This is a genomic window from Pedobacter borealis DSM 19626 (genome assembly GCF_000708285.2).
GTDB lineage: Bacteria > Bacteroidota > Bacteroidia > Sphingobacteriales > Sphingobacteriaceae > Pedobacter > Pedobacter borealis.
In genome coordinates this window covers 1-23,435 of record NZ_JAUG01000096.1, presented here as the reverse complement: position 1 = coordinate 23,435, position 23,435 = coordinate 1, and the positions used below count along the sequence as shown (strand labels likewise).

Genomic DNA, 23,435 nt, shown 5'->3' with positions numbered 1-23,435 from the left:
AATCAAACCTTTCGGATATTCAAAAATCGAAATATTCGGCTTAAATTCGGAACATGAGTTACAAGCCTACCTACAAAGCGGCAAACACGATTGCAGCAACTATTGAACAACATTTTGTTAAACTGCATAAAAATGCAATTGCACAGGGTGAGATAGATTTGGCTACTCAACCGGATCGAAAAATAATTGAAGCGATAATAGATGTTGCTTTTTGGAGCAGCTTGCGTAAGGAAGAGGGGCATTCGCCGAGGATTTCGATTGCTTTTTTACCACCAGAGCAAACGTCGAAACCGTTACGTTTTGCGAAAAAACTAGCGTTAAATGCCAATACCTTAACCAAAATTGCTCCTGGGATTGAACGTTCAGGAATTCACTTAGGGGTTTGGGAAGAAGATGGCGAACTTTATATCTGGGGTACAACCCTCAATATTCCGAACTTCTGTTTTGTTGTTGATGTTTCTGAACCGGGATTAATCGTAATTAAACACCGAAGGATTTACGGCATTGGTAAATTTACCAATGTTGCTGTGCTTAAAGGGGAGCAGATCCGTATTGTTGATGATACCAGTTGTGCAAATAAAGATTGTCCGCCTATTTTGCAGGCCTTGTTAGATCTGACTGTTTTAGCCAGCTGGAACGATCCCATTAATATTTTGATCCAATTTTCGGTTTCTATGCGCGCCCATGGCCGTGGAGGGGCTTTATTAATTGTGCCTAAAGGCGATACCAAATGGGAAGAATCCATTATTCACCCGATACAATATCTGGTAGAACCTCCATTTTGCGGACTATCCAATCTGGCGAAACAGAGCGGCAACCAGAGCGAGATTTTTTCGCAGGGAGCTGTGCGCCGCGAAGTAGAGCATTTGGCGGGTTTAACAGCCGTTGATGGTGCTACGATCATCAATGAAGAATTTGATCTAATTGCATTTGGTGCAAAAATTGGCCGTGCTAAAGGCAAACCAACCGTAGAACAGATTGCATTTTCGGAGCCCATTGTAGGTGGCGAAGATAAAATTCTTTATCCTGGACAGCTCGGAGGGACCAGGCATTTCTCTGTGGCCCAGTTTGTTAACGATCAGCCGCAGTCTATTGGTTTGGTAGCCTCTCAGGATGGTCATTTTACCATTTTCAGTTATAGCAAAAAACAAAATATGGTAATGGCACATCGCATCGAAACCTTACTTTTGTAACGAAAATTGTTTAATCGTTGCATTGCTTTATTGTTTAGCTAGGATAATGCTTAAAAAGGAGCATACATTTTTGTTGAGGTTACTTCGGCAATTTGCCATTGACGGATTCAAGTAGAGCAATCGTCATTCCCGCGCAGGCGGGAACCTTAAAGCGGTTGCATTACGATTCCCAATCGAGTTGGGAATGACGATTCCTCGCAGTGTGACACTCACAAAAAAGATATAACGGAAAGACCGACTGCCGGAATAAATTAGCACAGCAACTGCTTTTCAAAAACAATTTATCAATAAAACAATTTAACAATACATGTTAACCGATAAAAGCCAGCTAATAGCTTCAGCATACGAACATACACCAACCAAGGAGCAATTGCTTTTTTGCGAGCGGATGTCGGTGTTTTTGCAACAGGACGACGAGTACCGCTGTTTTGTACTTAAAGGTTATGCTGGTACGGGTAAAACGACCTCTGTAGCGGCTTTGGTGAAGGTGCTGAAACAATTTAATTTGCGCAGTGAACTGCTTGCACCAACCGGAAGGGCAGCGAAAGTAATGAGCCAATATTCATACCGAAAAGCATTAACCATACATAAACGGATTTATCGCAAACGCTCAGCGGCATCGCCCGAAATGCAGTTTCAATTGGCACCTAACCTCTCCGAAAATACGCTGTTTATTATCGACGAGGCCTCGATGATTGCCGATGAATTTAATGAAAGAGGCTCTTCAATATTAAGAGATCTGTTGGAGTTTGTGTACAATACCAAAAACTGTTTTTTACTTTTTGTGGGCGATACGGCACAGTTGCCTCCCGTGGGGAGTTTAGATAGTCCGGCATTGAACGAACAGTACCTCAAAGATAAATTTGCATTAACCGTGTCATCCGTCGAGTTAAAAGAAGTGGTTAGGCAAGGGAAGAAATCGGGTATTTTGGCTAATGCCACGATGTTGAGAAATCAGATTGCTAAAAATCCAGAGAATCCGATGCCTAAATTCCTGACTAAAAGTTATACCGATATTTACAACATGCCCGGGGTGCGTTTGGTTGAAGGACTGGAATATGCTTACCGTAAATTCGGCATGGAAAATACCCTGGTGGTGTGCCGTTCCAATAAATCGGCCAATGTGTATAACCAGCAGATTAGAGCCCGGTTGTTGTATCGCGAGGAAGAGTTAACGGGCGGCGATCAGATTATGGTGGTGCGGAACAATTATTTCTGGCTACCAGAGAACGAGGATACTGCTTTTATTGCCAATGGCGATATGGCAAAGGTGATTCGCGTGAGGGGAGAAGAAGAACGTTATGGTTTCCGTTTTGCCGATGCTACTTTAGAGTTTATGGATTTTCCCGCTGCGGGGCAGATTAGTTGCAAGGTGATGCTGGATACTTTGAATTTAGAAAGTGCCAATCTTCCTTACGAGCAGAATAAAAAGCTTTTTGACGGGCTTAATGAAGATTATGAGCACATTGCGAATAAACGGCAGCGGATGTTGGCCATTAAGGCCGATCCTTTTTATAATGCCCTGCAAATTAAGTTTGCTTATGCGGTAACCTGCCATAAAGCACAGGGTGGACAGTGGGATGCGGTTTTTGCTGATCAGGGTTACCTTACTGAAGAAATGATCGATCTCGATTTTCTCCGCTGGTTATACACTGCTGTAACGCGAGCAAAAAAAGAGTTATATTTAGTCAATTTTGCACCTCAGCTTTTCGCGAAGACGGCGCAGGAAGACTACTTTTAGAACGTGATTACACAGATTTAAGGATTGCACAGATTAGAAAGATTCCTCTGATTGAATTATCTTGGTGTACTTTGCGCCTTTGTGGTCGAACATACTAACCAAATTATATATGAAATTTGCCTTTAGTCTTAAAAACAAGCTAAAAATAGCTTTTCTGCTTTTCTGCATCATGTGCTGCACCTTGTTGATCCGTTTTTTGGAAGATAAAAGTGTAGAGAAGATTAACGAATCTTTTATTTCAATGTACAATGACAGGCTTGTACCAGCAACAGATTTATATTTCATTGCCGAAAACCTATATCATAAAAATAAGATTCTTCAGGAAATATTATTCAGGGATGGTGCTGTTCAGCCTTCAATCGGTATAGTGAAAATGAATAAATACAACCGTAAAATAGATTCGATAATCAATAAATATGAACTTACTTTATTGGTAAAACAGGAGAAAAGTTTTTTAAACGATCTTAAAAAAGCATTAACTGTTCAACAGGGAGTGGAGGCGAAAATAATAAACATGGCAGGTACTGAAGGAAGAATAATTTATGAGTCGATGGGAAAAAATGCTGTTGATGAAACACTGGCTAAGCTTTCGGCCTTGATTAAAATACAATCTAAAGTGGGTAGTGATCTGATTAAAGGTTCAAAGATCTTCGTTTCGGGAACGAAGGTATATTCTACCTTGCAGGTTATTTTGGCTATTGTGATCGGAATTATGATCGTGGCTATTGTTTCGGCCTCGAATGCAGTGAAAATTCAGAGCGAGAAGTTTAATTTGAATTAAATTTTTAACGCTTTGAATATGATTTTACCACCAAGACACGAAGGCACAAAGAAGGTCACGTTACCTCGATCGTAGCGTGTAGATCCTTCGACCCCGCTACCATTGACGTTATTTTACAATGCTTACTAATAAGATATTTGCGACACTATACATTTCCGCCCAGCTAGGCCACAGCACCGTATCCCCGTTCCACTTAAATCCGGCCTAACAAATTTTTCGGATTCTGCTGACCCAGCCACACCACTAACCTTTAAAGAAAAATTTTCAGCCGGCATTTTTTGTTTCTTTTTGATGCCAAAAAGAAAGAGCCCTTTGGCGGCGGCGAGCCGAGGCAAGACAGCGCCTTAGGGCAAAAGAAATCAATTAAACGTCACTCATATTGATTTTTATAAAATAAATTACCCCTCGTAATGACGATCAAGTCCATAAAAAAACCTCTTCAAAATTAACTGAAGAGGTTTTCTTATGTGCTTATAATCTTTATTTCAACTTACTCAAAGCGGTTTTAATCCTTGGTAGCATATCTTTAATATCCTGCAGGGTACAAGCACCAACCGAAGCCCTGAACCAAGGCATACTGTCTTCATTTCCAAAAGCAGAGAACGGAACCAAAGCTGCTCCGGCTTCTTTGATCAGATAGAAATTCACATCTGCACTGTCTTTTAAAAGCTGACCATCTTCAGTGGTTTTCCCGATATAATCGATTTTGATGGTTAAATAAATTGCACCCATGGGTTCAACAGCATCAACATTAAAACCCTCAGTTTTTAATTCGTTAAATCCATTGTAAAGTGCGTTTAAGCTATCTTGAATCTGGCCTTTAAAACTGGTTAAGAAAGTATCAACCTGTGCTTTATCGTTAAAATAATTAGACATAGCCACTTGCTCGGCTTTTGGTGCCCAGGCACCCATATGACCGACCAAAGCTTTCATTCTATTGATAATATCCTCCGGACCAAAACCCCATCCTACACGTACACCAGTTGCCGCCAAACATTTCGAACTACCATCAACAAAAACCGTAAACGGACGCATTGCAGGGCGCAAAGAAACTGGATTTACATGTTCTTTTCCGAAAGTTAAAAGCGAATAAATCTGATCGTACATCATGTACAACGGTTTTTCATCAGCTCCACGTGATGCATTTTCTTCTAAAACGGCATCACAGATTTCAGCTAAGGAATCGGCATCGAACATGGTTCCTGTTGGGTTTAATGGCGAACACAAAGCCAATAAAGTTGCCCCTTTTAAATGCGGTTTTAATTGCGCTGCTGTTGGCATAAAATTATGCGCCGCATCTGTTTCTACCGCAATTGTTTTTGCCGAAGTTAAATGTGAGTAGTGGTTGTTGTTCCAAGATGGTGCAGGGAAAACCACGGTATCTCCAGGATCGATCAACGCCAGGTAAGTAGCATAAATTAAAGGGCGTGAACCACCAGAGACTAAAATGCTGTTGGTGTTGTATGCTAACCCAAATCTATCCTTTAACAATTCCGAAACCGTTTCGCGTAAAGGCAAAACACCATCAGCTGGCGGGTAGTTGGTTTGGTTGGCGTTGTATGCCTCTACAATTCCAGCCTTTAATTCGGTTGGGATTGGGTAAATGTTTGCATCAAAATCGCCTATGGTTAAGTTAGCAATCGAAGCACCTTTGCGCTTCATTTCGTTAACTTCATTACCGATTTTTATAATTTCTGAGCCGATTAATGAACTGGCCAATACTGAAACTTTCATCTTTTTATATTTGGTTTCTATGGTGATGAGGCTATCATGACTTAGCAATTATTCTCTTGTGGAAAATCATGATAGTTTCATACTTATATGTTGAAGCTGTTGTTAGCAGATTTATAATGCTTTAATTATTTTTTGAAGTTCTTTTTTATCAATACTACTTTCTTCTGATTTATCGCAGAGGGTTAACATATTGATAATTGTACCATCAGGGGTGTTCGAAACTAAATAAGTTATTATTCTAAATCCTCCACTTTTACCTTTTCCTTTGCTTTTTACAGCGAGTCTAATTTTGTATAAACCTGCACCCAGATCATTACCTTGCTATGGATTTTCAAGAAGTTTTTCTTCGAGTTCGTAGAGGTCCTCTACTAGAGAAAGGTATTTCTTTTTATAGACTTTGGCTTTCTTGATAAAAACATCTGAATAAATAACCTCATTAGCCATTAAATGTCTTTTAAACTTAGAGACTTCCGTTTCCCTTGCTGTATTTCCTTAATTTCTTTTAAAGCCTGGGCAATTTCAGAAGTTATCTGGCTAGTTGGTTCTGATTTAACTTTTGCACCAATTTTGCTAAGGAATTCTTTTACAAAACCTGCATCTTTATCCTTAATCTCTATTGTTAAAGTCGTCATAATTACAAATTTAGCAAAATTTATTTAACCAGACCTTCTATTGCTTTATTCACTTTTCCGAATCCAAACTGAGACAGCACACCCTGCATCGCTGCAGAAATCTGTTCGTTACAAAGGTTGCCAATGCTTCCTTCGTGTGTATGATGTATTTGGCCAGAAGGTGCAAAAGTACCATTTTCTATCTGTTCGCCAACAATTTTATAAGCCTCTCTAAATGGGACACCCTGTAAAGCTAGATCATTCACGACTTCAACGCTAAACAGATAGTCGTATTTTTTATCCTTTAAAATATCATCTTTTATCGTGATGTTCTGGAACATAAAAGTAGCGATCTCTAAACATTCGTTTAGCGAAGTAATCGCCGGAAATAGATTTTCTTTCAGCAATTGTAAATCGCGGTGATAACCTGATGGCAAATTGGTAATCATCATGGCAATTTCATTCGGCAAAGCCTGAATTTTATTGCAGCGCGAACGGATCAACTCAAAAACATCAGGGTTTTTCTTGTGTGGCATAATACTCGAACCTGTGGTAAGCTCTGCCGGAAAACTGATAAATCCGAAATTCTGATTAATGAACAAACACACATCCATGGCCATTTTAGCTAAGGTTGCCGCAACAGCGCTCATTGCCTGTGCTAAAATCCTTTCCGTTTTACCTCTGCCCATCTGCGCATAAACTACATTGTAGTTTAAACTTTCAAAACCTAGTAAATTGGTTGTTAAAGTCCTGTTTAAAGGGAATGAAGAACCATAGCCTGCGGCAGAGCCTAAAGGATTTTTGTTGCAGATTTTCCATGCAGCCAACATCAATTCCATATCATCTGCCAGGCTTTCGGCATAGGCACCAAACCATAAACCAAAAGACGATGGCATCGCAATCTGCAAATGCGTATAACCTGGCATCAATTTATCTTTGTGCGTATTGCTCAGCTCAATTAGCGCATTAAACAAGGTTGAGGTTTGGCCAACCATATCTTCGATGCAAGCCCTAAAGAACAGTTTCAAATCAACCAGCACCTGATCGTTACGCGACCGTCCACTATGGATTTTCTTACCTGCTTCGCCAATACGCTGTGTGAGCAACCACTCTACCTGTGAGTGTACATCTTCTACGCTGTCTTCGATGATGAAATTTCCAGCTTCAATTTCAGCATAAATATTTTTCAATTCTTGTTGAACCGTTTTCAGTTCTTCAGCGGATAGCAAATTAATGGTTTCTAACATTTGGGTATGCGCCAAAGAGCCCAGTACATCAAACTTTGCCATTTGCAGATCCAGTTCACGGTCTTTACCAACCGTAAAACGCTCTACAAACTGATTTACATCTATATTTTTTTGCCAGATTTTCATTAGTGATATTTTTTTCAATGGTTATGAAGATTACTTCCGCAATTTTCATTTTAAATTTATTTAACCGCAAAGGGCGCTAAGTTTTCCGCAAAGCACACAAAGCTATTCTATCAGTTTACCACAGCGTACGCAGCGTTTTTCACAGCGAACACCAGAAGTTGTAAAGTGTATGAAAGCTTTTAAATTGGACATCCAAGCCATATACCATCAACCTTACAACCCTCAACCTTGTATCACCGGTTTTAACATATTAACATATCCCGCTACACCTTCTGCAACCTCACGCACATACAAAAACTCATCAGCCATGTGCGAGCGACCAGAAAATCCCGGGCCACATTTTACTGATGGAATATCTAACAATGCCTGATCGGAAGTAGTAGGCGAACCATAAGTAGTTTTTCCAAGGGCAACACCAGCCTGAACAACCGGATGGTTTTTATCAATCGACGATGGTTTTAAGCGGATAGACCCTGGGGTAATATCACAATCAACATTTGCCCTGATAATCTCTAAAACCTCTTCATTAGTGTAAGCATCGGTTACACGAACATCAACCGTAAAATTACAATTTGCAGGTACAACATTGTGCTGTGAACCTGCGTTGATAATCGTAACCGTCATTTTTAATGGCCCGAAAACCTCCGAAATTTTTGGAAACTGATAGTTTCTAAACCATTCGATATCTTTTAATGCTTTGTAAATGGCATTCTCTCCCTCTTCGCGAGCAGCATGACCGGCTTTTCCATGCGATACACAATCTAATACCAACAAACCGCGCTCGGCAATGGCTAAATTCATTTCTGTAGGCTCGCCTACGATACCAAACTCCAGTTCACCCAAATCAGGAAGAACCAGTTCTAATCCATTATTACCAGAAATTTCTTCCTCGGCAGTCGCTGCCAAACAGATATTGTATTTTAAATTTTCCTGCTCGTAATAATATAAAAAGGTTCCGATTAGCGACACTAAACAACCACCAGCATCATTACTTCCCAAACCAAACAGTTTATCGCCTTCAATTGCAGCATCATAAGGATCGCGGGTATAACCAGAATTAGGCTTAACCGTATCGTGATGTGAGTTTAAAAGTAATGTCGGTTTCGTTGAATCGAAATGTTTATTGTAAGCCCAAACGTTATTCATTTTACGCTGAGTCTTAACCCCTCTCTCCTCCAAAAACTGCGCAATTAAATTCGCTGTGCGATCTTCTTCTTTACTAAAAGACTGGATGCGGATCAACTGCCGCAATAAATCCAGACTTTCTTTTTGTATATTTTCTAATAACATAGTATCAAGTAATTAGTATTAAGTATCTAGACTAAACCCGTCTTTAAACTTTCTACCTTTTATTTTGGCTTTCAGTTTTATGTTTGCGATTAAGACTTTATGCTCTAAACCCTATACCGCTAACCCTCTTTAGTATACAGATTTCCTGCTTTTAAAGCCGAAAGTTTGATACCTTTTATCAATGATGAGCTAAAACCGTTATGTTCCATTTCATTTAAACCTGCTATGGTACAACCTTTCGGCGAAGTTACCTTATCTATTTCTGATTCTGGGTGTGTTCCATGTAATAAAAGCAAATCAGCCGCTCCTTTAGCGGTTTGAACAGCCATTTTTAGAGCTTCATCAGCATGAAAACCAATTTCTACCCCACCTTGTGATGCAGCCCTGATTGCCCTTAAGAAAAAAGCAATCCCACAGGCACAAAGCGCTGTTGCTGAAGTCATTAAATCCTCATTAATTTTCACTACTGAGCCTACTGTTTCGAACATTTTGGTCACATCTGCAATGTTTGCAGCTGAGGCATTATCACTGGCCATGCAAGTCATCGATTGACCAATAGCAATTGCTGTGTTAGGCATTACCCTGATTACCTCAACATCATCACCTAATTTTTCCCTAACCGCAGCACAGCTCACGCCAGAAATTACCGAAATAACCAAATGTTTGGCCGGAACAATTGAATTTTGAATTTCATCTAAAACCGTATTTAATTGTTGTGGCAGAACAGCCAAAATCACAACATCAGCATCAACTACAGCTTGTTTATTGTTATTGCTTACATTAAAACCGGCTTCGGCAAAAGATTTTAAATGATCGGTATTTCTACGGGTAAGCGTAATGTCGCCTGCCTGAGCAAAGTCGGCCTTTACCAAACCTTTCGCTAAAGATAAACCGATATTTCCGCTACCAATTATGGCTATTTTTTTTGTCATGATTATTTTCCCTTTAGTTTGCTTACACAGATTTTATTTTTTTTCCTTCGGTTTGATTGCACAGATTATTTGATTGCACAGATTTTTTGTGTTGAAAAGCAAACGATAAGTTTAGGTACCTCGACTAAAAACCTTCCACCCTCAACCTACTCACTTTCTACCTCTTTTCTCTCCACCTTTACCTCAGCATTTTAGTACCAAAAGTCCCCTTGGCAAGTTCAGCGAGCTCATCGGCTTTGCCGATATACACTGCAGAAACTCCTTTTTTAATCGCTTCAAAGGCATTGTGCAGTTTAGGGATCATTCCACCTTGCACTGTTCCATCGGCTTTTAACCCATCAAATTCATTGGCTTTGATTTCTCGCACCAATGAACCATCATCGTTTACATCTTTAAGCACACCTTTTTTCTCAAAGCAATATACCAAACGTGTTTCGTATAACGCAGACATGGCCACGGCAACCGAAGAGGCAATGGTATCAGCATTAGTGTTTAACAGCTGCGTATCGCCATCGTGTGTAATGGCGCACAATACTGGCACTAAACCTGCTTTCAATAAGCTATCTAAAGTTGTTGAAGACACAGAGTTTTCATCCAGATCGCCCACAAAACCGTAGTCGATTTCTTTAACCGGACGTTTTTTTGCTTTGATAATATTTCCATCAGCACCAGTTAAACCAATGGCATTGCTTCCTTTGGCCTGCAACTGGGCAACCATATTTTTATTGATCAATCCGGCGTAAACCATCGTTACAATACGCAGGGTTTCGATATCGGTAATTCTTCTACCCTCAACCATTTTGGCTTCAATGCCCAACGATTCGCCCAGTTCAGTTGCAATTTTACCCCCGCCGTGCACCAGGATCTTATCTCCTGGCAATGCAGTAAAATCCAATAAAAACTGGTGTAAGTTTTCGGAATTATCGATTACGTTTCCGCCGATTTTTATGATAGTGAGTTGTTTCATAATTTATTCTTACTGTGGTTCGTGTCTCCACCAACCACATTAATAGTTTTGTTTCACCATATTAATAATTTAGGTTCGTGAGGACACGAGCCGAGGCATATGATTTACAATTCCTCCAACATTGCTTTAATCACTGCTTGTGCCGCCCATAAACGGTTTCCGGCTTCGTGAATAACCAATGAATTTGGTCCATCCAAAATCTCTGATGATAATTCCAGATCGCGGCGTACAGGTAAGCAATGCATTACTTTAGCATCGTTTGTGAATTTTAATTTCTCATTATTCATCATCCAGCCATCGGGATAAGTTAACACTTTTCCATACTCTTTATAACTACTCCAGTTCTTCACATACACATAATCAGCACCGGCCAAAGCTTCTTCTAAATTATACTGAATATCGGCATTAGGCGTAAAATCTTCCGAAAGCTCGTAACCCTCTGGTTGCGCAATGGTAAAATCGATCATTCCTTCAGCCTGAGCTTTGCACATCCACTCTGCAAAAGAATTTGGTACCGCCTGAGGCAAAGCCTTTACATGAGGCGCCCAAGCCAAAACTACCTTTGGTTTGCGCCCATCAGGTTTCTTTGTCCAGGTTTCGTGAATGGTAATAATATCGGCAAAACTTTGCAATGGGTGGCGCGTTGCGCTCTCTAAACTCACTACAGGTATAGCACAGTATTTCACAAATTTATTGAAGAAATCTTCACTATAATCTTCTTCGCGGTTGTTCAGTTTCGGAAAAGAACGCAAGCCCAAAACATCGCAATATTGGCCCATTACGGCAGCAGCTTCGCGAATATGTTCAACCGTCGAACCATTCATCACTACACCATCCTGTGTTTCTAAAGCCCAACCTTCTTTATCCAGATTCATCACCATTACATTCATACCTAAGTTTAAGGCCGCTTTTTGCGTACTTAACCGGGTACGTAAACTTGGATTCATAAAAACTAAACCTAAGGTTTTGTTCTTACCTAAATCTTGGTGCGCATAAGGATTCGCCTTTAACGCTAGCGCATCATTTACAAACTGTTTGATGCTTGGAACATCGTGTACGGAAGTGAAAAGTTTCATATTAAGGTATAAGGTTTAAGGTGTAGGGTTTAAGATTTTTCCTTTCCACCTGCTCTTAAAAATTTCAAAAAAGAAATTAGCATTGCCCTAACTTCATTTATTGATTGGTTAACTTTTAAATATTCTTCGTCGCTTATGTATTTTAATTCTGAAGCACATAAACAACAATAATCAATTTCATTGGTTGAGCCCAACGCTGTATCTAAAAAATGGGCAAAATCTTTATCGGTAAATCTTCCACATCCTTCAACAATATTTAAAGGTATAGAAAGTGCTGCTCTAGTTAATTGAGACGTTAATTCAAACCTTTCTTCTTTTGGAAATCTAATTGCAATATCTTTCTTGATGAACATATTTAATTCATGAGCTTTTTTCCAAACGTCAAGTTTTTTATAGTCTCTCATCACCCTAAACCTTATGCCCTACACCTTTTACCGCTTTTTCAAAAGCTGCCAAAAACTCATCAGCATGTGCTTTCGTTAAATTTAAGGCTGGCAACAAACGGATCACATTCGGTTTTGCCTCACCGGTAAAAATATGGTGTGTAAACAATAATTCTTTTTTAACATGCGCCAGTTCAGCAGGTAGCTCAATACCGATCATTAACCCACGGCCACGTACTTCTACCACCTGCTCAAATTTCTTCAATTCGGCAATTAAGTAACTTCCTACTTCTTCTGCATTTTTCATCAGGTTTTCCTGTTGCATTACCTCTAAAACAGATAGCGCCGCAGCACAAGCTAAATGGTTGCCACCGAAAGTTGTACCCAATTCTCCATGCCAAGGTTTAAATTTAGGTGCAATAGAGATCCCTGCCACTGGAAAGCCATTACCCATTCCTTTCGCCATGGTATAAACATCTGCTTCAACCCCGGAGTAATCGTGCGAGTAAAACGAGCCTGTACGTCCATAACCGCATTGTACGCTGTCGGCAATATATACTGCATTATATTCATCACAAAGTGAACGGATTTTTTGCAAGAAACTTTTCGAAGCTTCTTTAATCCCGCCAACACCTTGAATGCCTTCAATAATAACAGCCGAAATTTCATTGCCCTGTGCTTTAAAAGTTTCTTCTAAAGCAACCTCATTATTGAAAGGCAAAAAGATTACATTTTCGGTCTGGTTAACCGGTGCTACAATTTTAGGATTATCGGTTACGGCAACTGCCAAAGATGTACGTCCGTGGAAAGCGCCTGTAAAAGCAATTACCTTTTTTCTTCCATTGTAAAATGAAGCCAGTTTTAACGCATTTTCATTTGCCTCAGCTCCAGAATTACATAAAAAGAGCTGAAAGTCTTTTTTACCAGAAACGGTTCCCAATAATTCTGCAAGCTGAACCTGCAAAGGAATTTTTACTGAATTTGAATAAAAACCAACTTTATTTAATTGATCAGTTAAGCGGTTTACATAATGTGGGTTGGTATGCCCGATTGAAATTACAGCATGACCGCCATATAAATCTAAATATTGCTGATCATTAGCATCCCAAACATTACTGCCTGCCGCTTTTGTTATTTCTATATCGTTAAGTGGGTAAACGTCGAATAGTTGCATTTTTTGAGGTATAAGGTTTGAGGTGTAAGGTTTAAGGTTTTTTCCCTCCACTTCTCAAAAATTTTAAAAATGAAATTAGCATTGCCCTAACTTCGTTAATTGATTGGTTCACTTTTAGATAATCATCTTCACTTATATACTTTAATTCAGAAGCACATAAACAACAATAATCTATCTCGTTGGCAGAACCTAAAGCATTATCAAGAAAATGCGCAAAATCTTTATCTGTAAATCTTCCACATCCTTCAACAATATTCAAGGGTATAGATAAGGAAGCCCGGGTAAGTTGTGAGCTCAATTCAAATCTCTCCTCTTTTGGGAATTGAGTTGCAATATTCTTTTTGATGAACATATTCAATTCATGTGCCTTTTTCCAAACGTCAAGTTTTTTGTAATCTCTCATTGTTTTACCTTACGCCTTAAACCCTACACCCCTTACCTTCATTAAAAGTTCGCTGCTTTTAACTTAAGTCCTGCTGTTTCATCCAAACCGAACATTAAATTCATATTCTGAACCGCTTGTCCGCTGGCACCTTTTAACAGGTTATCAATAATACTGATGATAAATAATTTACCACCGTGTTTTTCTATATGTACCAATGCCTTGTTGGTGTTCACAACCTGTTTTAAATCGATGTTTTTCCGGCTTACATGCGTAAAAGGATGAGCACTATAATATGCTTCGTAAATATTTTGCGCCTCTTCTAAACTTAAATCACTTTCCAGGTACATGGCAGCTAAAATACCTCTGGTAAATGCACCACGCTGTGGAATAAAACTTAAAGTTTCAGAAAGTGATGGTTGCAACTGCAACAAACTCTCGCTAATCTCATTCAAATGCTGGTGTTCAAATGCTTTATAAACAGAGAGGTTATTGTTTCTCCAACTGAAGTGCGACGTGGTAGATAAACCCTGCCCTGCACCTGTTGATCCCGTAGTTGCATTAATATGAACCTCATTTTGAATAAGTCCTTTAGCAGCCAATGGTAACAAACCTAATTGGATACAAGTTGCAAAACAGCCGGGATTAGCAATATTTTTAGCTGCTTTAATTTTATCGCGGTTTAGCTCGGGTAATCCATAAACAAAGTCTTTTGTGGAAAAGCTGGCATTTGCATGCAACCTGAAATCCTGCGACAAATCGATGATTTTAATGTTATCGTTAATTGGATTAGCGGCTAAAAACTTCTTCGCATCGCCATGGCCAACACAAAGGAAAAGCACATCAATATCCTGTGAAATATCGCTCACAAACTTTAGATCTGTATCGCCTATTAAATCAGTGTGTACATCAGAAATTAAGTTCCCGGCATTGCTTGTACTGTTTACAAAAGCAATTTCAACATTTGGGTGATTAACCAAAATACGCAACATTTCGCCCCCTGTGTAACCCGCACCACCAATTATTCCTGCTTTAATTTTCATATTTAAAAGGGTTTAGGGTTTGAGGCTTAAGGTTTAAGGTTTAAATGCTAATGCAGCCTTAAACCTTAAACCCTCTACCTTCTGCCTTTGAGGCTATGCCTCGTTATTTACTTTATGCCAGATCATTACCTGGTTACCAAATATTTTAGAGAAACCTTTAACGTCTTCTCCGCTCCAGGCGTTATTCATTTCGCCATAGCTACCAAATTTATTGCTCATTAAATCATGGTTAGATTCAATTCCGATAATCTGGAAACGGTATGGCAACAACTCTACAAATACTTTACCGCTCACAAATTTTTGTGTATCGGCTAAAAAAGCCTCAATATTCCGCATAATTGGATCGTGGAACTGACCTTCGTGCAGCCAATTACCATAGAAAGACGATAGTTGTTCTTTCCAGCTTAACTGCCATTTAGTTAAGGTGTGTTTTTCTAAAGTATGATGTGCTTTGATAATAATAATGGGGCCAGCAGCCTCAAAACCTACGCGACCTTTAATACCAATAATGGTATCACCAACGTGGATATCTCTACCGATACCAAAAGGCTGAGCGATTGCCTGTAATTTTTGGATTGCCCTAACAGGTGCTAATTTTTCGCCATCAATAGCAACCAGTTCACCTTTTTCGAAGGTTAATTCTACCCTGCGCGATTCTGTTTCCGAAACCTGGGTTGGCCAGGCGCTTTCTGGTAAGGTTTCGTGAGAAGTTAAAGTTTCCTTTCCTCCTACTGAAGTCCCCCATAAACCTTTGTTGATGGAATATCTTGCTTTTTCGGCACTGTATTCTACACCATGTTGTGCCAAATATTCAATTTCCGCTTCGCGGGATAATTTTAAATCTCTAATTGGAGTAATGATTTCAACCTCTGGGATAAGGATATTGAAGATCATATCGAAACGTACCTGATCGTTACCTGCACCGGTACTTCCATGAGCTACATAATCTGCACCAATTTTTTTTACGTAGTTGGCAATAGCTGTTGCCTGACTAACACGCTCTGCACTTACCGATAATGGATAAGTAGCATTTTTTAATACGTTACCAAAAACCAGGTACTTAATGCATCCTTCATAGTAACTTTCAGTTTCATCTACAACAGCATGCGATTTTACGCCTAAAGCATATGCTCTTTTCTCAATTTCCTGTAACTCTTCATCAGAAAAACCACCAGTATTTACAATTACTGAATGAACTTCTAATCCACGATCTTGTGCCAGGTAAATACAACAAAATGAGGTATCTAAGCCTCCGCTAAATGCTAAAACAACTTTTTTCATGCTATTTAAATAAAAAGGTAAATAAAAATAAAAGGGCCTTTAAGCCATTTTTTGGCTTAGGTTTAACAACTAAACGCTGTTTAATGCGCCTAAAGCGCTCGTATAATTTGGGTTTCTTCTGCAGTTCTTCGGCAAATTGCTTGGCTACCTCATGTTTCTTCTCAGCCGGATCGTAAAGCATAGCTGTACACATGCAGTTTTTGCGTTCCTTCATTTTTAAAATTTCGAAGTTTACGCAACTTTGGCAGCCTTTCCAAAACTCTTCATCCTGGGTAAGTTCGCTGTAGGTTACAGGCTCATAGCCTAAATCAGAATTGATTTTCATTACGGCCAAGCCCGTTGTTAAACCAAATATTTTTGCCTTTGGATACAACTTTCTCGATAAACCGAAAATTTCATTTTTGATGGCTTTTGCTAATCCCGCTTTGCGGTATTTAGGACTTACCACTAAGCCACTATTGGCCACAAACTGTCCGTGGCTCCAGGTTTCTATATAGCAAAATCCTGCCCAAGAGCCATCTTTATGGAAAGCAATAACCGATTTGCCTTCTTGCATTTTATCAGAAATATATTCCGGCGAACGCTTAGCAATCCCTGTTCCACGAGCTTTTGCCGATTCTGCCATTTCGGTTACTATTTCTTCTGCAAATACACGATGTTCAGGAAGTGCAACCTGCACTATAAATTCGTTAATATCCATTCGTTTTCTAACGAAAAATTATAAGTATTCTTGTTAATTGGGTTTTTAGAGAGGATCAATTCCTCGTTACGTTTAGTGTAGGTACTAAATACGTGGAGTGAAATTTTGCCGGCTTGTGGGATAATAAAACACAGGCTGAAAATGATTAATAAACATACCTTTCCCAGACACATTTTGTGCTGTGGAAACAGAAAGTTTATATAAAATTTGTTTAATCATTTCTTGCGTATTAAAACGGCTTTAACTCTATTGAGGTGCAAAGGTTTAAATAAAAATCGAGTTACACAATAATATCATCATTTTTTTATGTTAAGCTTTCCATTTTATTGAACTAATCTGACTTAAACAAGTATTGAGGCCACTTATAAATTTATAAAAAATTCGAGTATTGTGCATTTCAGTTATAGATTCTTTTGCCAATTTTAACATTGTTAAAAAAACGCAACAAACTTTAACATCTGCTTAACATCATTTAACATCCCGTAATACAGTTTAAATTCAATATTTGTATGTCTGTAGCGAATGCGATCTGGCTATCGTTTTATGGATACTCCTTAAATATTAAATCAAATTTTAACCGTATGAAGAATTTTACGCCATTTCATTTCAAATCGATCCCTTTATTTGTTCTAATTGCTTTTACAGCATTAACTTCATGTAAAAAAACCGAAACTGCCGATCCCAACATATCTTATTTAAGGGTAATCAATGCATCACCTTCTTTGGCTACCTATAATGCTTACTTTAATGGCAGCATGGTTAATTCGGCAGCTTTACCATTTGGAGGCTCTGCTGCTTATCTTTCTTATGCCGCAGGCGCTTACAGTTTAAAATTTACGACGGCCAGTAGCGCAGAGAGCTTGTTAACCAAAACCGTTACTTTAAATGCAAGGACCTATTACTCTTCTTATTTAATTAATAAACCGGCGGCGCTCGATGTTTATACCATTGGTGATGATCTTTCTATACCATCAACTGATAAAGCTTACATCCGCTTTATCAATTTATCACCTGATGCACCTGCATTGGATTTAGCAAAAACCAGCGCCACAACAACATTGATTACCAATAAAGCCTATAAAAATGCGAGTGGTTTTATTGCTGTAGATGCAGGAACTTATACATTGGATGCAAAAGAAACTTCATCGGGAACAGTTAAAGCCACTTCCGCCAGCACCAGTTTTGCAGCGGGTTATCATTATGACATTATTTGCGGTGGTTTGGTAACACCTGCAAATGAAACTGAACGCCCTTTAAGTTTACAGGTGATATTGATTAAATAGTAGAATAAAATCTTTTTAAATCGCATTACGTTATTGGATTCAATACTGTAATGCGATTTTTATTTGAGAATGAAACCGTACTTCCTTGCTACTGTATCAACATTGTTTAAGTACAACCAATCTTTATAAAAAAGTTCAGCATTTCTAAACTCAAAAAAGTATTATACTGAACTTATTCACATTCTTAGCTTACGAATTGATATACCCGCTTTTAGCAACACTAATTAATTCGTGTACTTCAAACCCAAATTTCAAAAAACATAGGCAATCATATCTAATAGTTTTTTTAAACTACAAACAAGATTCTTATCATTTGGATTAAGCTGTTAAACCGCATTTATTTGTTATCAAAAACCACTATTTAGAATAATTCAAAATAATTTGGATAATAAGATTTTCTACCGTTATTTTGCAGCAGTTTAGAATTAATCCAAATAAATATTATCATGCTTAAAATCAGACTTTTCTGTATAACGTTTTTTTTAACTTTTACCAGTCTACTCTCCTTTGCCCAACAGTTTTCGACCATAAGCGGTACAGTTACCACCTCTGATGGCAAGCCAGCTGCTTATATTTCGGTAGGTTTAAAAGGAAAAGGTTTAGGAAATGTGACCAACGAGAAGGGTATTTTCGAAATCCAAAGAGTTAAACCAGGATCTTATACTTTAAGGGTATCGGCTGTTGGTATCCAAAATATAGAAAAACCAATAGTTATTACCGCTGGAGAGAACAAAACCGTTGATTTTGTAATCAACCAAAATTCAAATCAGCTTAATGAAGTAAATATTAACCAGGGCATAAATAAGTATATCGCTAAGAAAAGTGAATTCGTTTCAAAAATGCCGCTTAACAACCTAGAAAACCCACAGGTATATACCACGATTACGAAGGAAACAATGGCCGATCAGCTTGTGTTTTCGGTTGATGATGCTGCCCGCAATGCGACTGGCGTTCAAAAAATGTGGGAATCAACTTCGCGCGGTGGCGATGGTGGTGCTTATTACGCATCAAGAGGTTTTATTGTACAAGCTAAACTCAGAAATGGAATTGCTGGTAACGTAACCGGCCGAAACGATGCTGCTAACTTAGAAAATGTAGAGTTTATAAAAGGTCCATCTGCTACTTTATTCGGTAGTACATTAACCTCATATGGTGGTTTAATTAACCGCATAACCAAAAAACCTTTCGAAGGAATGGGAGGCGCAGTAAGCTTTTCGACAGGTAGCTACGATTTTAACCGGGTTAGTACCGATTTCAATTTTCCTGTTGATAAAGATAACCACATTTATGCCCGGTTAAATACTTCTTACAATTACAAAGGTTCTTTCCAGGAGAATGTTTACGACAAAGGTTTCTTCATTGCGCCTAGCCTGTCTTATAAAGTAAACGATAAATTAGACTTTGTTTTTGATGCCGAAATTGCCAACGGTACAAGCACCCTAAAACCATTCGTTTTCTTCTATTTCCCTGTAAAAGACCTTGGTTTTGATAGGGCGGATCAATCTGGAATAGCTTACGACAAGTCCTTCACCGCTGATGCGATGAGGCAAAAATACAATAGCTCAAACTTCTTCGGACAGGCTAATTACAAGTTTAATGATAATTGGTCGTCTCACACCAGCTTTTCAAGCAACTATAGTTTCTCTAATGGCCGTGGTACGTATTTGTTCTTAGTCCCAAACAACTATCCTCCACTGGGTAACCCAACGGCTGCCCCAGGTGCCGATTTGATATCAAGAGCAGATCAATCAACTGATAACAGTAAGATTTTCACTTACGAGGTACAGCAAAATTTTAATGGCGCTTTTAACTTAGGTTCGGTAAAAAACAGAATGGTTTTAGGCCTCGATTATTTAAGACAAAACTCCGATCAGTTATTTTATTCGATAGATACTTTTGATCTGACCAAAAAAGACGGAACCGATGCCAACTACAATAATTTTACTGAAGCTAATTTAGCTGCATTTTATGCGGCACTTCCTAGTGTTCCTAAATATCCGTATAACTTCAAAACCAATACATACAGTGCTTATGTTTCTGATGTAATTAACTTAACAGATAGGTTAATCGCCTTAGCTGCATTAAGGGTAGATAGGTTTGATAACAAAGGTAATTCCGATCGTGCAGGCTCGGCACCAAAAGGGGCGTACAAACAAACTGTTTTTTCTCCAAAATTTGGCTTGGTGTTTCAGCCGATTAAAGATCAGCTCTCATTATTTGCCAATTACCAAAACGGCTTTAACAACTTAAACGGTATAGATTATCAAGGTAATGCTTTTAAACCAGAGCAAGCAAACCAAATTGAAGGTGGAGTTAAAACAAACATATTTAATGGTAAGTTAACAGGCGCTGTATCTTACTATTATATTAAAGTTAAAGATATTGTTAGGGGTTATAACGGAGATCCATCAAATCCAAATGCACAAATCCAGGATGGAAATAAAATCAGCAAAGGTATAGAAGCCGAAGTTATTGCAAACCCGATTAACGGTTTAAATATTATTGCAGGTTTCGCTTATAACGATAACCATTTAGAAAATGCATCGCCAGATGTAGAAGGCAGAAGAGATGCTTATTCGGCAGCACCTTATTCAGCAAATTTATGGATCAGTTATAAATTCGCTACAGGATCACTTAAAGGTTTTGGATTAGGTGCCGGCGGTAATTATGCCAGCGACAATAAAATTGTAAACAGTGTTAACCAGGGCGTATTTATATTACCTGCTTATGAGGTTTTTAACGCATCAGTATTTTATGATCATCATAGATTTAGACTTGGTGTTAAAGCAGACAATTTTACCAACCAAAAATACTGGACCGGTTACAGTACAATGAACCCTCAGGACCTGAGAGCCTTTACTGGAAGTGTTACTTACAAATTTTAATTAAATCAATCGGGAGCAACTGGATCAGATCTTTTGCTCCTGATCTAAACCCAAACCAGAAAAAATGAAAACTAAAATCTCATTACTATTTTTCTTTCTAACCTTTAGCATTTCGAGCACATTTGCTCATGCTTTATGGATAGAAACCGCCTCAACAGGCAAAAAAGGACAAGCACAGGAGGTGAAAGTTTTCTTCGGAGAATACGAAAGCAACGAACCTGATTCTGCGGCAAAATGGTTCAGCAACTTAAAAGAATTTAAGCTGGTTTTAACTGCTCCAAATGGAACAACCAAGGTTTTACCAACCACTGCTGATGTACGTTTCTTCAAAGCCAGCTTCACTCCAGATCAAGAAGGTACGTATAAACTTTCTGTAGTGCATGAAGTTGCTGACGTTTATGAAAAAGCTAAAATTGAATATTATGCTTTTGCAGATGTTGCTGTAGGAAATTCAAAAATAAACATTGCTTTCCCTGCAACTGCAGCATTAACCATCAGACCAGATAAACATGCTTTAAAAGTGGGTGAAACCTCGGTTCATCAGGTAATTTACAACACAGTGCCTTTTGCAAAACAAAAATTAACCGTTGTAAATACTGATCGAAAAGCACAGCCTACTGAAACAGATGCAGAAGGAAAATTCACTTTCAAACCAGAAAAAAAAGGAAATTATTTTCTGGAAGCTTTTACTGAAGATAAAACGCCAGGAAAATTAAATGGAAAAGACTACGATAAAGTTTGGCATTTGGTAACTTATACTACTGAAGTTAAATAGTCGAATTTTTATAAAAATTTAAAGCCAATTAGTCTTAAAAAAGGCTAATTGGTTCTTTTATTAATACAGCTTTGCTAATGGCACTAACAAAAACATCAACCAAATCAAAAAACAAGAAATCGCGTTTAAGGCGGATAAGCGACTGGCTGCACCTATGGCTGGGCATCGCATCTGGTTTAATCGTACTGATGTTGGGCGTTACCGGTTGTATTTATGCTTTTCAAAAAGAAATTACCGAACTCATTCGCCGTAAGGAGATTTTTGTAGAAGTTCCATCAAATCCTAAAACCCTACCATTAAGTGTACTACAGGCCAATGCCGAAAAAGCACTGGGGAATAAAAAGAAAATCACCTTTGTTTCTGCTTATAAAGCACCAGGAAGGGCATGGGAACTTGGCGTTTATAAACCTGGCAACCCTAAGGCATTCTGGTATTTCGATTCTATCGATTATTACGATGTTGTGCTGATTAACCCTTATACCGGAAAAGTAACTTTAGTTGCCGATTATAAATATGAGTTTTTTGGTATAGTTAAAATGATCCATTGGAGTTTGTTGATCAATCATCCCATTGGCCAGCAGGTTATCGGATGGTCTACCTTCATTTTTGTATTTCTTCTCATTTCTGGAATGGTGATGTGGTGGCCTAAAAACCTAAAAAAATCAAACTTCGATAAGAGCTTTAAAGTAAAATGGAAGGCCAAGTTTAAACGCATTAATTACGACATGCACAATGTGCTGGGTTTTTATGTAATGCTGATCTGCCTAATGCTGGCCTTAACTGGTCTGGTTTGGGCATTTCAATGGTTCCAAACCACGGTTTACGTAGTCGCCTCGGGAAGTACCACACCCCCAAAAATGGTGGAAGTTAAATCAGATTCGACCAAAACCATTACTGCAATTCCTTTCGATATTGCTTTTGAGCAAGCCAGAAAAATATTAAAAAATGAAGATCGCATTGCCATGTCGCCTGCCAATGGCGGTTCGGCAACCATTTACGCCACAGGATACCGTGGCAAAGAAACGTTTTGGAATTACGATGTACTTCAGTTCGATCAGTATTCCGGCAAATTGTTACACAGAGCAAACCAGTCTAAAAAAAATGCTGGAGAAACGGTAATCGGTATGAATTACGATATCCACGTAGGGGCCATTTTAGGATTAACCGGAAAAACAATGGCCTTTTTTGCCAGTTTAATTGCAGCAAGTTTACCCATAACCGGATTTATTATCTGGTGGGGAAAAGGAAAAAAGAAAAAAAATACCGCAGTGGCGGAAAGCTAAGCACACCTTAATTAATAATAAAAATGAAATTTTTAAACCTAATTTTAGTATTAACCGGTTTGATCACCCTTAATGCTAATGCACAAACAAAGGTTGACGCTCCGGAAGAAAAACTAGAAAAGGATAGAAAAGCAATAAAATCATTGGCTGGTTTTTATGAAGTGAATTTCAACTACGGTGAAGTTACTGCTCCAGATCCAAACTACAAATTCAGTAAGCCTTACGAAAGCCATGGCAACGAATGGACAGAGATTATTGTTGATGAAGCTAAAAGAATTGTAATTCAACACATGTTGGCCATTAACTCGTTTATAGTGGATGGTTAATGGCAATGGCCTGTTAACTGTCAACCATTTTTTTATTTTCAATTGTCGTCATGCTGTCCCGAATGTTCCTATCGTGTGGACACATCTTTATATGTGTCCCATCCTTCTTTTGCTGCTCTAAAATACCTTAGTCCGATCCATAGGGTTGTTATTCCTGGTGTCCGCTTGCTTTCATAACCTTTCCAACCTCCCAATCTTGCCAGTACCCATACATATCTTTTC

At 38.6% G+C, this 23,435-nt stretch carries 21 protein-coding genes; 8 read left to right on the top strand and 13 right to left on the bottom strand.

Annotated features, from left to right (window positions below; all coding sequences use genetic code 11):
- Window positions 1-53: 53 nt before the first annotated feature.
- The 3 genes from AW17_RS19770 (at window position 54) to AW17_RS19760 (ending at window position 3,715) form a co-directional block, all read left to right on the top strand.
- Entirely contained in the window at window positions 54-1,193 is a 1,140-nt protein-coding gene (locus AW17_RS19770; protein WP_029279299.1) for a putative sensor domain DACNV-containing protein, read from the top strand.
- Window positions 1,194-1,500: 307 nt separating this feature from the next.
- On the top strand, window positions 1,501-2,934 hold the full coding sequence (locus tag AW17_RS19765) for an ATP-dependent DNA helicase (RefSeq protein WP_029279298.1): 1,434 nt from the start codon (window positions 1,501-1,503) through the stop codon (window positions 2,932-2,934).
- Window positions 2,935-3,043: 109 nt separating this feature from the next.
- Window positions 3,044-3,715 (top strand): MCP four helix bundle domain-containing protein, encoded by a 672-nt coding sequence (locus AW17_RS19760; protein WP_029279296.1) that lies wholly within the window; start codon window positions 3,044-3,046, stop codon window positions 3,713-3,715.
- A gap of 480 nt (window positions 3,716-4,195) precedes the next feature.
- On the opposite strand, the gene AW17_RS19750 is transcribed toward AW17_RS19760, so the two are convergent.
- From AW17_RS19750 to AW17_RS19690, 13 genes are all read right to left on the bottom strand, one after another.
- A complete protein-coding gene (locus tag AW17_RS19750) occupies window positions 4,196-5,449 on the bottom strand; it encodes a pyridoxal phosphate-dependent aminotransferase (protein WP_029279292.1) in 1,254 nt (417 codons plus the stop codon).
- Window positions 5,450-5,892: 443 nt separating this feature from the next.
- Window positions 5,893-6,081, bottom strand: coding sequence for a hypothetical protein (locus AW17_RS19745; protein ID WP_029279290.1), 189 nt, complete (start codon window positions 6,079-6,081; stop codon window positions 5,893-5,895).
- A 20-nt stretch (window positions 6,082-6,101) separates the two neighbouring features.
- Window positions 6,102-7,433, bottom strand: a complete 1,332-nt coding sequence (gene argH, locus AW17_RS19740) for an argininosuccinate lyase (RefSeq protein WP_029279289.1) — start codon at window positions 7,431-7,433, stop codon at window positions 6,102-6,104.
- A gap of 222 nt (window positions 7,434-7,655) precedes the next feature.
- Entirely contained in the window at window positions 7,656-8,723 is a 1,068-nt protein-coding gene (locus tag AW17_RS19735; protein WP_029279287.1) for a M20 family metallo-hydrolase, read from the bottom strand.
- Window positions 8,724-8,842: 119 nt separating this feature from the next.
- Window positions 8,843-9,655 (bottom strand): pyrroline-5-carboxylate reductase, encoded by an 813-nt coding sequence (proC, locus tag AW17_RS19730; RefSeq protein ID WP_029279284.1) that lies wholly within the window; start codon window positions 9,653-9,655, stop codon window positions 8,843-8,845.
- A 178-nt stretch (window positions 9,656-9,833) separates the two neighbouring features.
- Complete coding sequence (argB, locus tag AW17_RS19725) at window positions 9,834-10,622, bottom strand: acetylglutamate kinase (protein WP_029279283.1); 789 nt, start codon at window positions 10,620-10,622, stop codon at window positions 9,834-9,836.
- A gap of 104 nt (window positions 10,623-10,726) precedes the next feature.
- Window positions 10,727-11,698: a Rossmann-fold NAD(P)-binding domain-containing protein gene (locus tag AW17_RS19720; RefSeq protein ID WP_029279282.1), complete on the bottom strand. Its 972-nt coding sequence runs from the start codon at window positions 11,696-11,698 to the stop codon at window positions 10,727-10,729.
- A gap of 29 nt (window positions 11,699-11,727) precedes the next feature.
- Entirely contained in the window at window positions 11,728-12,102 is a 375-nt protein-coding gene (locus tag AW17_RS19715; protein WP_029279281.1) for a four helix bundle protein, read from the bottom strand.
- A 4-nt stretch (window positions 12,103-12,106) separates the two neighbouring features.
- The gene (locus tag AW17_RS19710) at window positions 12,107-13,255 is read right to left on the bottom strand and encodes an aspartate aminotransferase family protein (protein ID WP_029279279.1); all 1,149 of its coding nucleotides are present in this window, start codon (window positions 13,253-13,255) and stop codon (window positions 12,107-12,109) included.
- A 31-nt stretch (window positions 13,256-13,286) separates the two neighbouring features.
- The gene (locus AW17_RS19705; protein ID WP_029279278.1) at window positions 13,287-13,658 is read right to left on the bottom strand and encodes a four helix bundle protein; all 372 of its coding nucleotides are present in this window, start codon (window positions 13,656-13,658) and stop codon (window positions 13,287-13,289) included.
- A 41-nt stretch (window positions 13,659-13,699) separates the two neighbouring features.
- The gene (argC, locus tag AW17_RS19700; RefSeq protein ID WP_029279275.1) at window positions 13,700-14,680 is read right to left on the bottom strand and encodes an N-acetyl-gamma-glutamyl-phosphate reductase; all 981 of its coding nucleotides are present in this window, start codon (window positions 14,678-14,680) and stop codon (window positions 13,700-13,702) included.
- 93 nt (window positions 14,681-14,773) lie between these two features.
- Window positions 14,774-15,961, bottom strand: a complete 1,188-nt coding sequence (argG, locus tag AW17_RS19695) for an argininosuccinate synthase (protein ID WP_029279273.1) — start codon at window positions 15,959-15,961, stop codon at window positions 14,774-14,776.
- A gap of 1 nt (window position 15,962) precedes the next feature.
- Window positions 15,963-16,661 (bottom strand): N-acetyltransferase, encoded by a 699-nt coding sequence (locus AW17_RS19690; RefSeq protein WP_029279271.1) that lies wholly within the window; start codon window positions 16,659-16,661, stop codon window positions 15,963-15,965.
- 581 nt (window positions 16,662-17,242) lie between these two features.
- Here AW17_RS19690 and AW17_RS19680 point away from each other — a divergent pair.
- The 5 genes from AW17_RS19680 (at window position 17,243) to AW17_RS19660 (ending at window position 23,213) form a co-directional block, all read left to right on the top strand.
- On the top strand, window positions 17,243-17,944 hold the full coding sequence (locus AW17_RS19680; protein ID WP_167343704.1) for a DUF4397 domain-containing protein: 702 nt from the start codon (window positions 17,243-17,245) through the stop codon (window positions 17,942-17,944).
- A gap of 446 nt (window positions 17,945-18,390) precedes the next feature.
- Window positions 18,391-20,829 (top strand): TonB-dependent receptor, encoded by a 2,439-nt coding sequence (locus AW17_RS19675; RefSeq protein ID WP_029279267.1) that lies wholly within the window; start codon window positions 18,391-18,393, stop codon window positions 20,827-20,829.
- 64 nt (window positions 20,830-20,893) lie between these two features.
- Window positions 20,894-21,604, top strand: coding sequence for a DUF4198 domain-containing protein (locus tag AW17_RS19670; protein ID WP_051691988.1), 711 nt, complete (start codon window positions 20,894-20,896; stop codon window positions 21,602-21,604).
- A gap of 77 nt (window positions 21,605-21,681) precedes the next feature.
- Window positions 21,682-22,887: a PepSY-associated TM helix domain-containing protein gene (locus tag AW17_RS19665; RefSeq protein WP_029279258.1), complete on the top strand. Its 1,206-nt coding sequence runs from the start codon at window positions 21,682-21,684 to the stop codon at window positions 22,885-22,887.
- A 23-nt stretch (window positions 22,888-22,910) separates the two neighbouring features.
- On the top strand, window positions 22,911-23,213 hold the full coding sequence (locus tag AW17_RS19660) for a DUF6607 family protein (RefSeq protein ID WP_029279256.1): 303 nt from the start codon (window positions 22,911-22,913) through the stop codon (window positions 23,211-23,213).
- The last annotated feature ends 222 nt before the right edge of the window (window positions 23,214-23,435 follow it).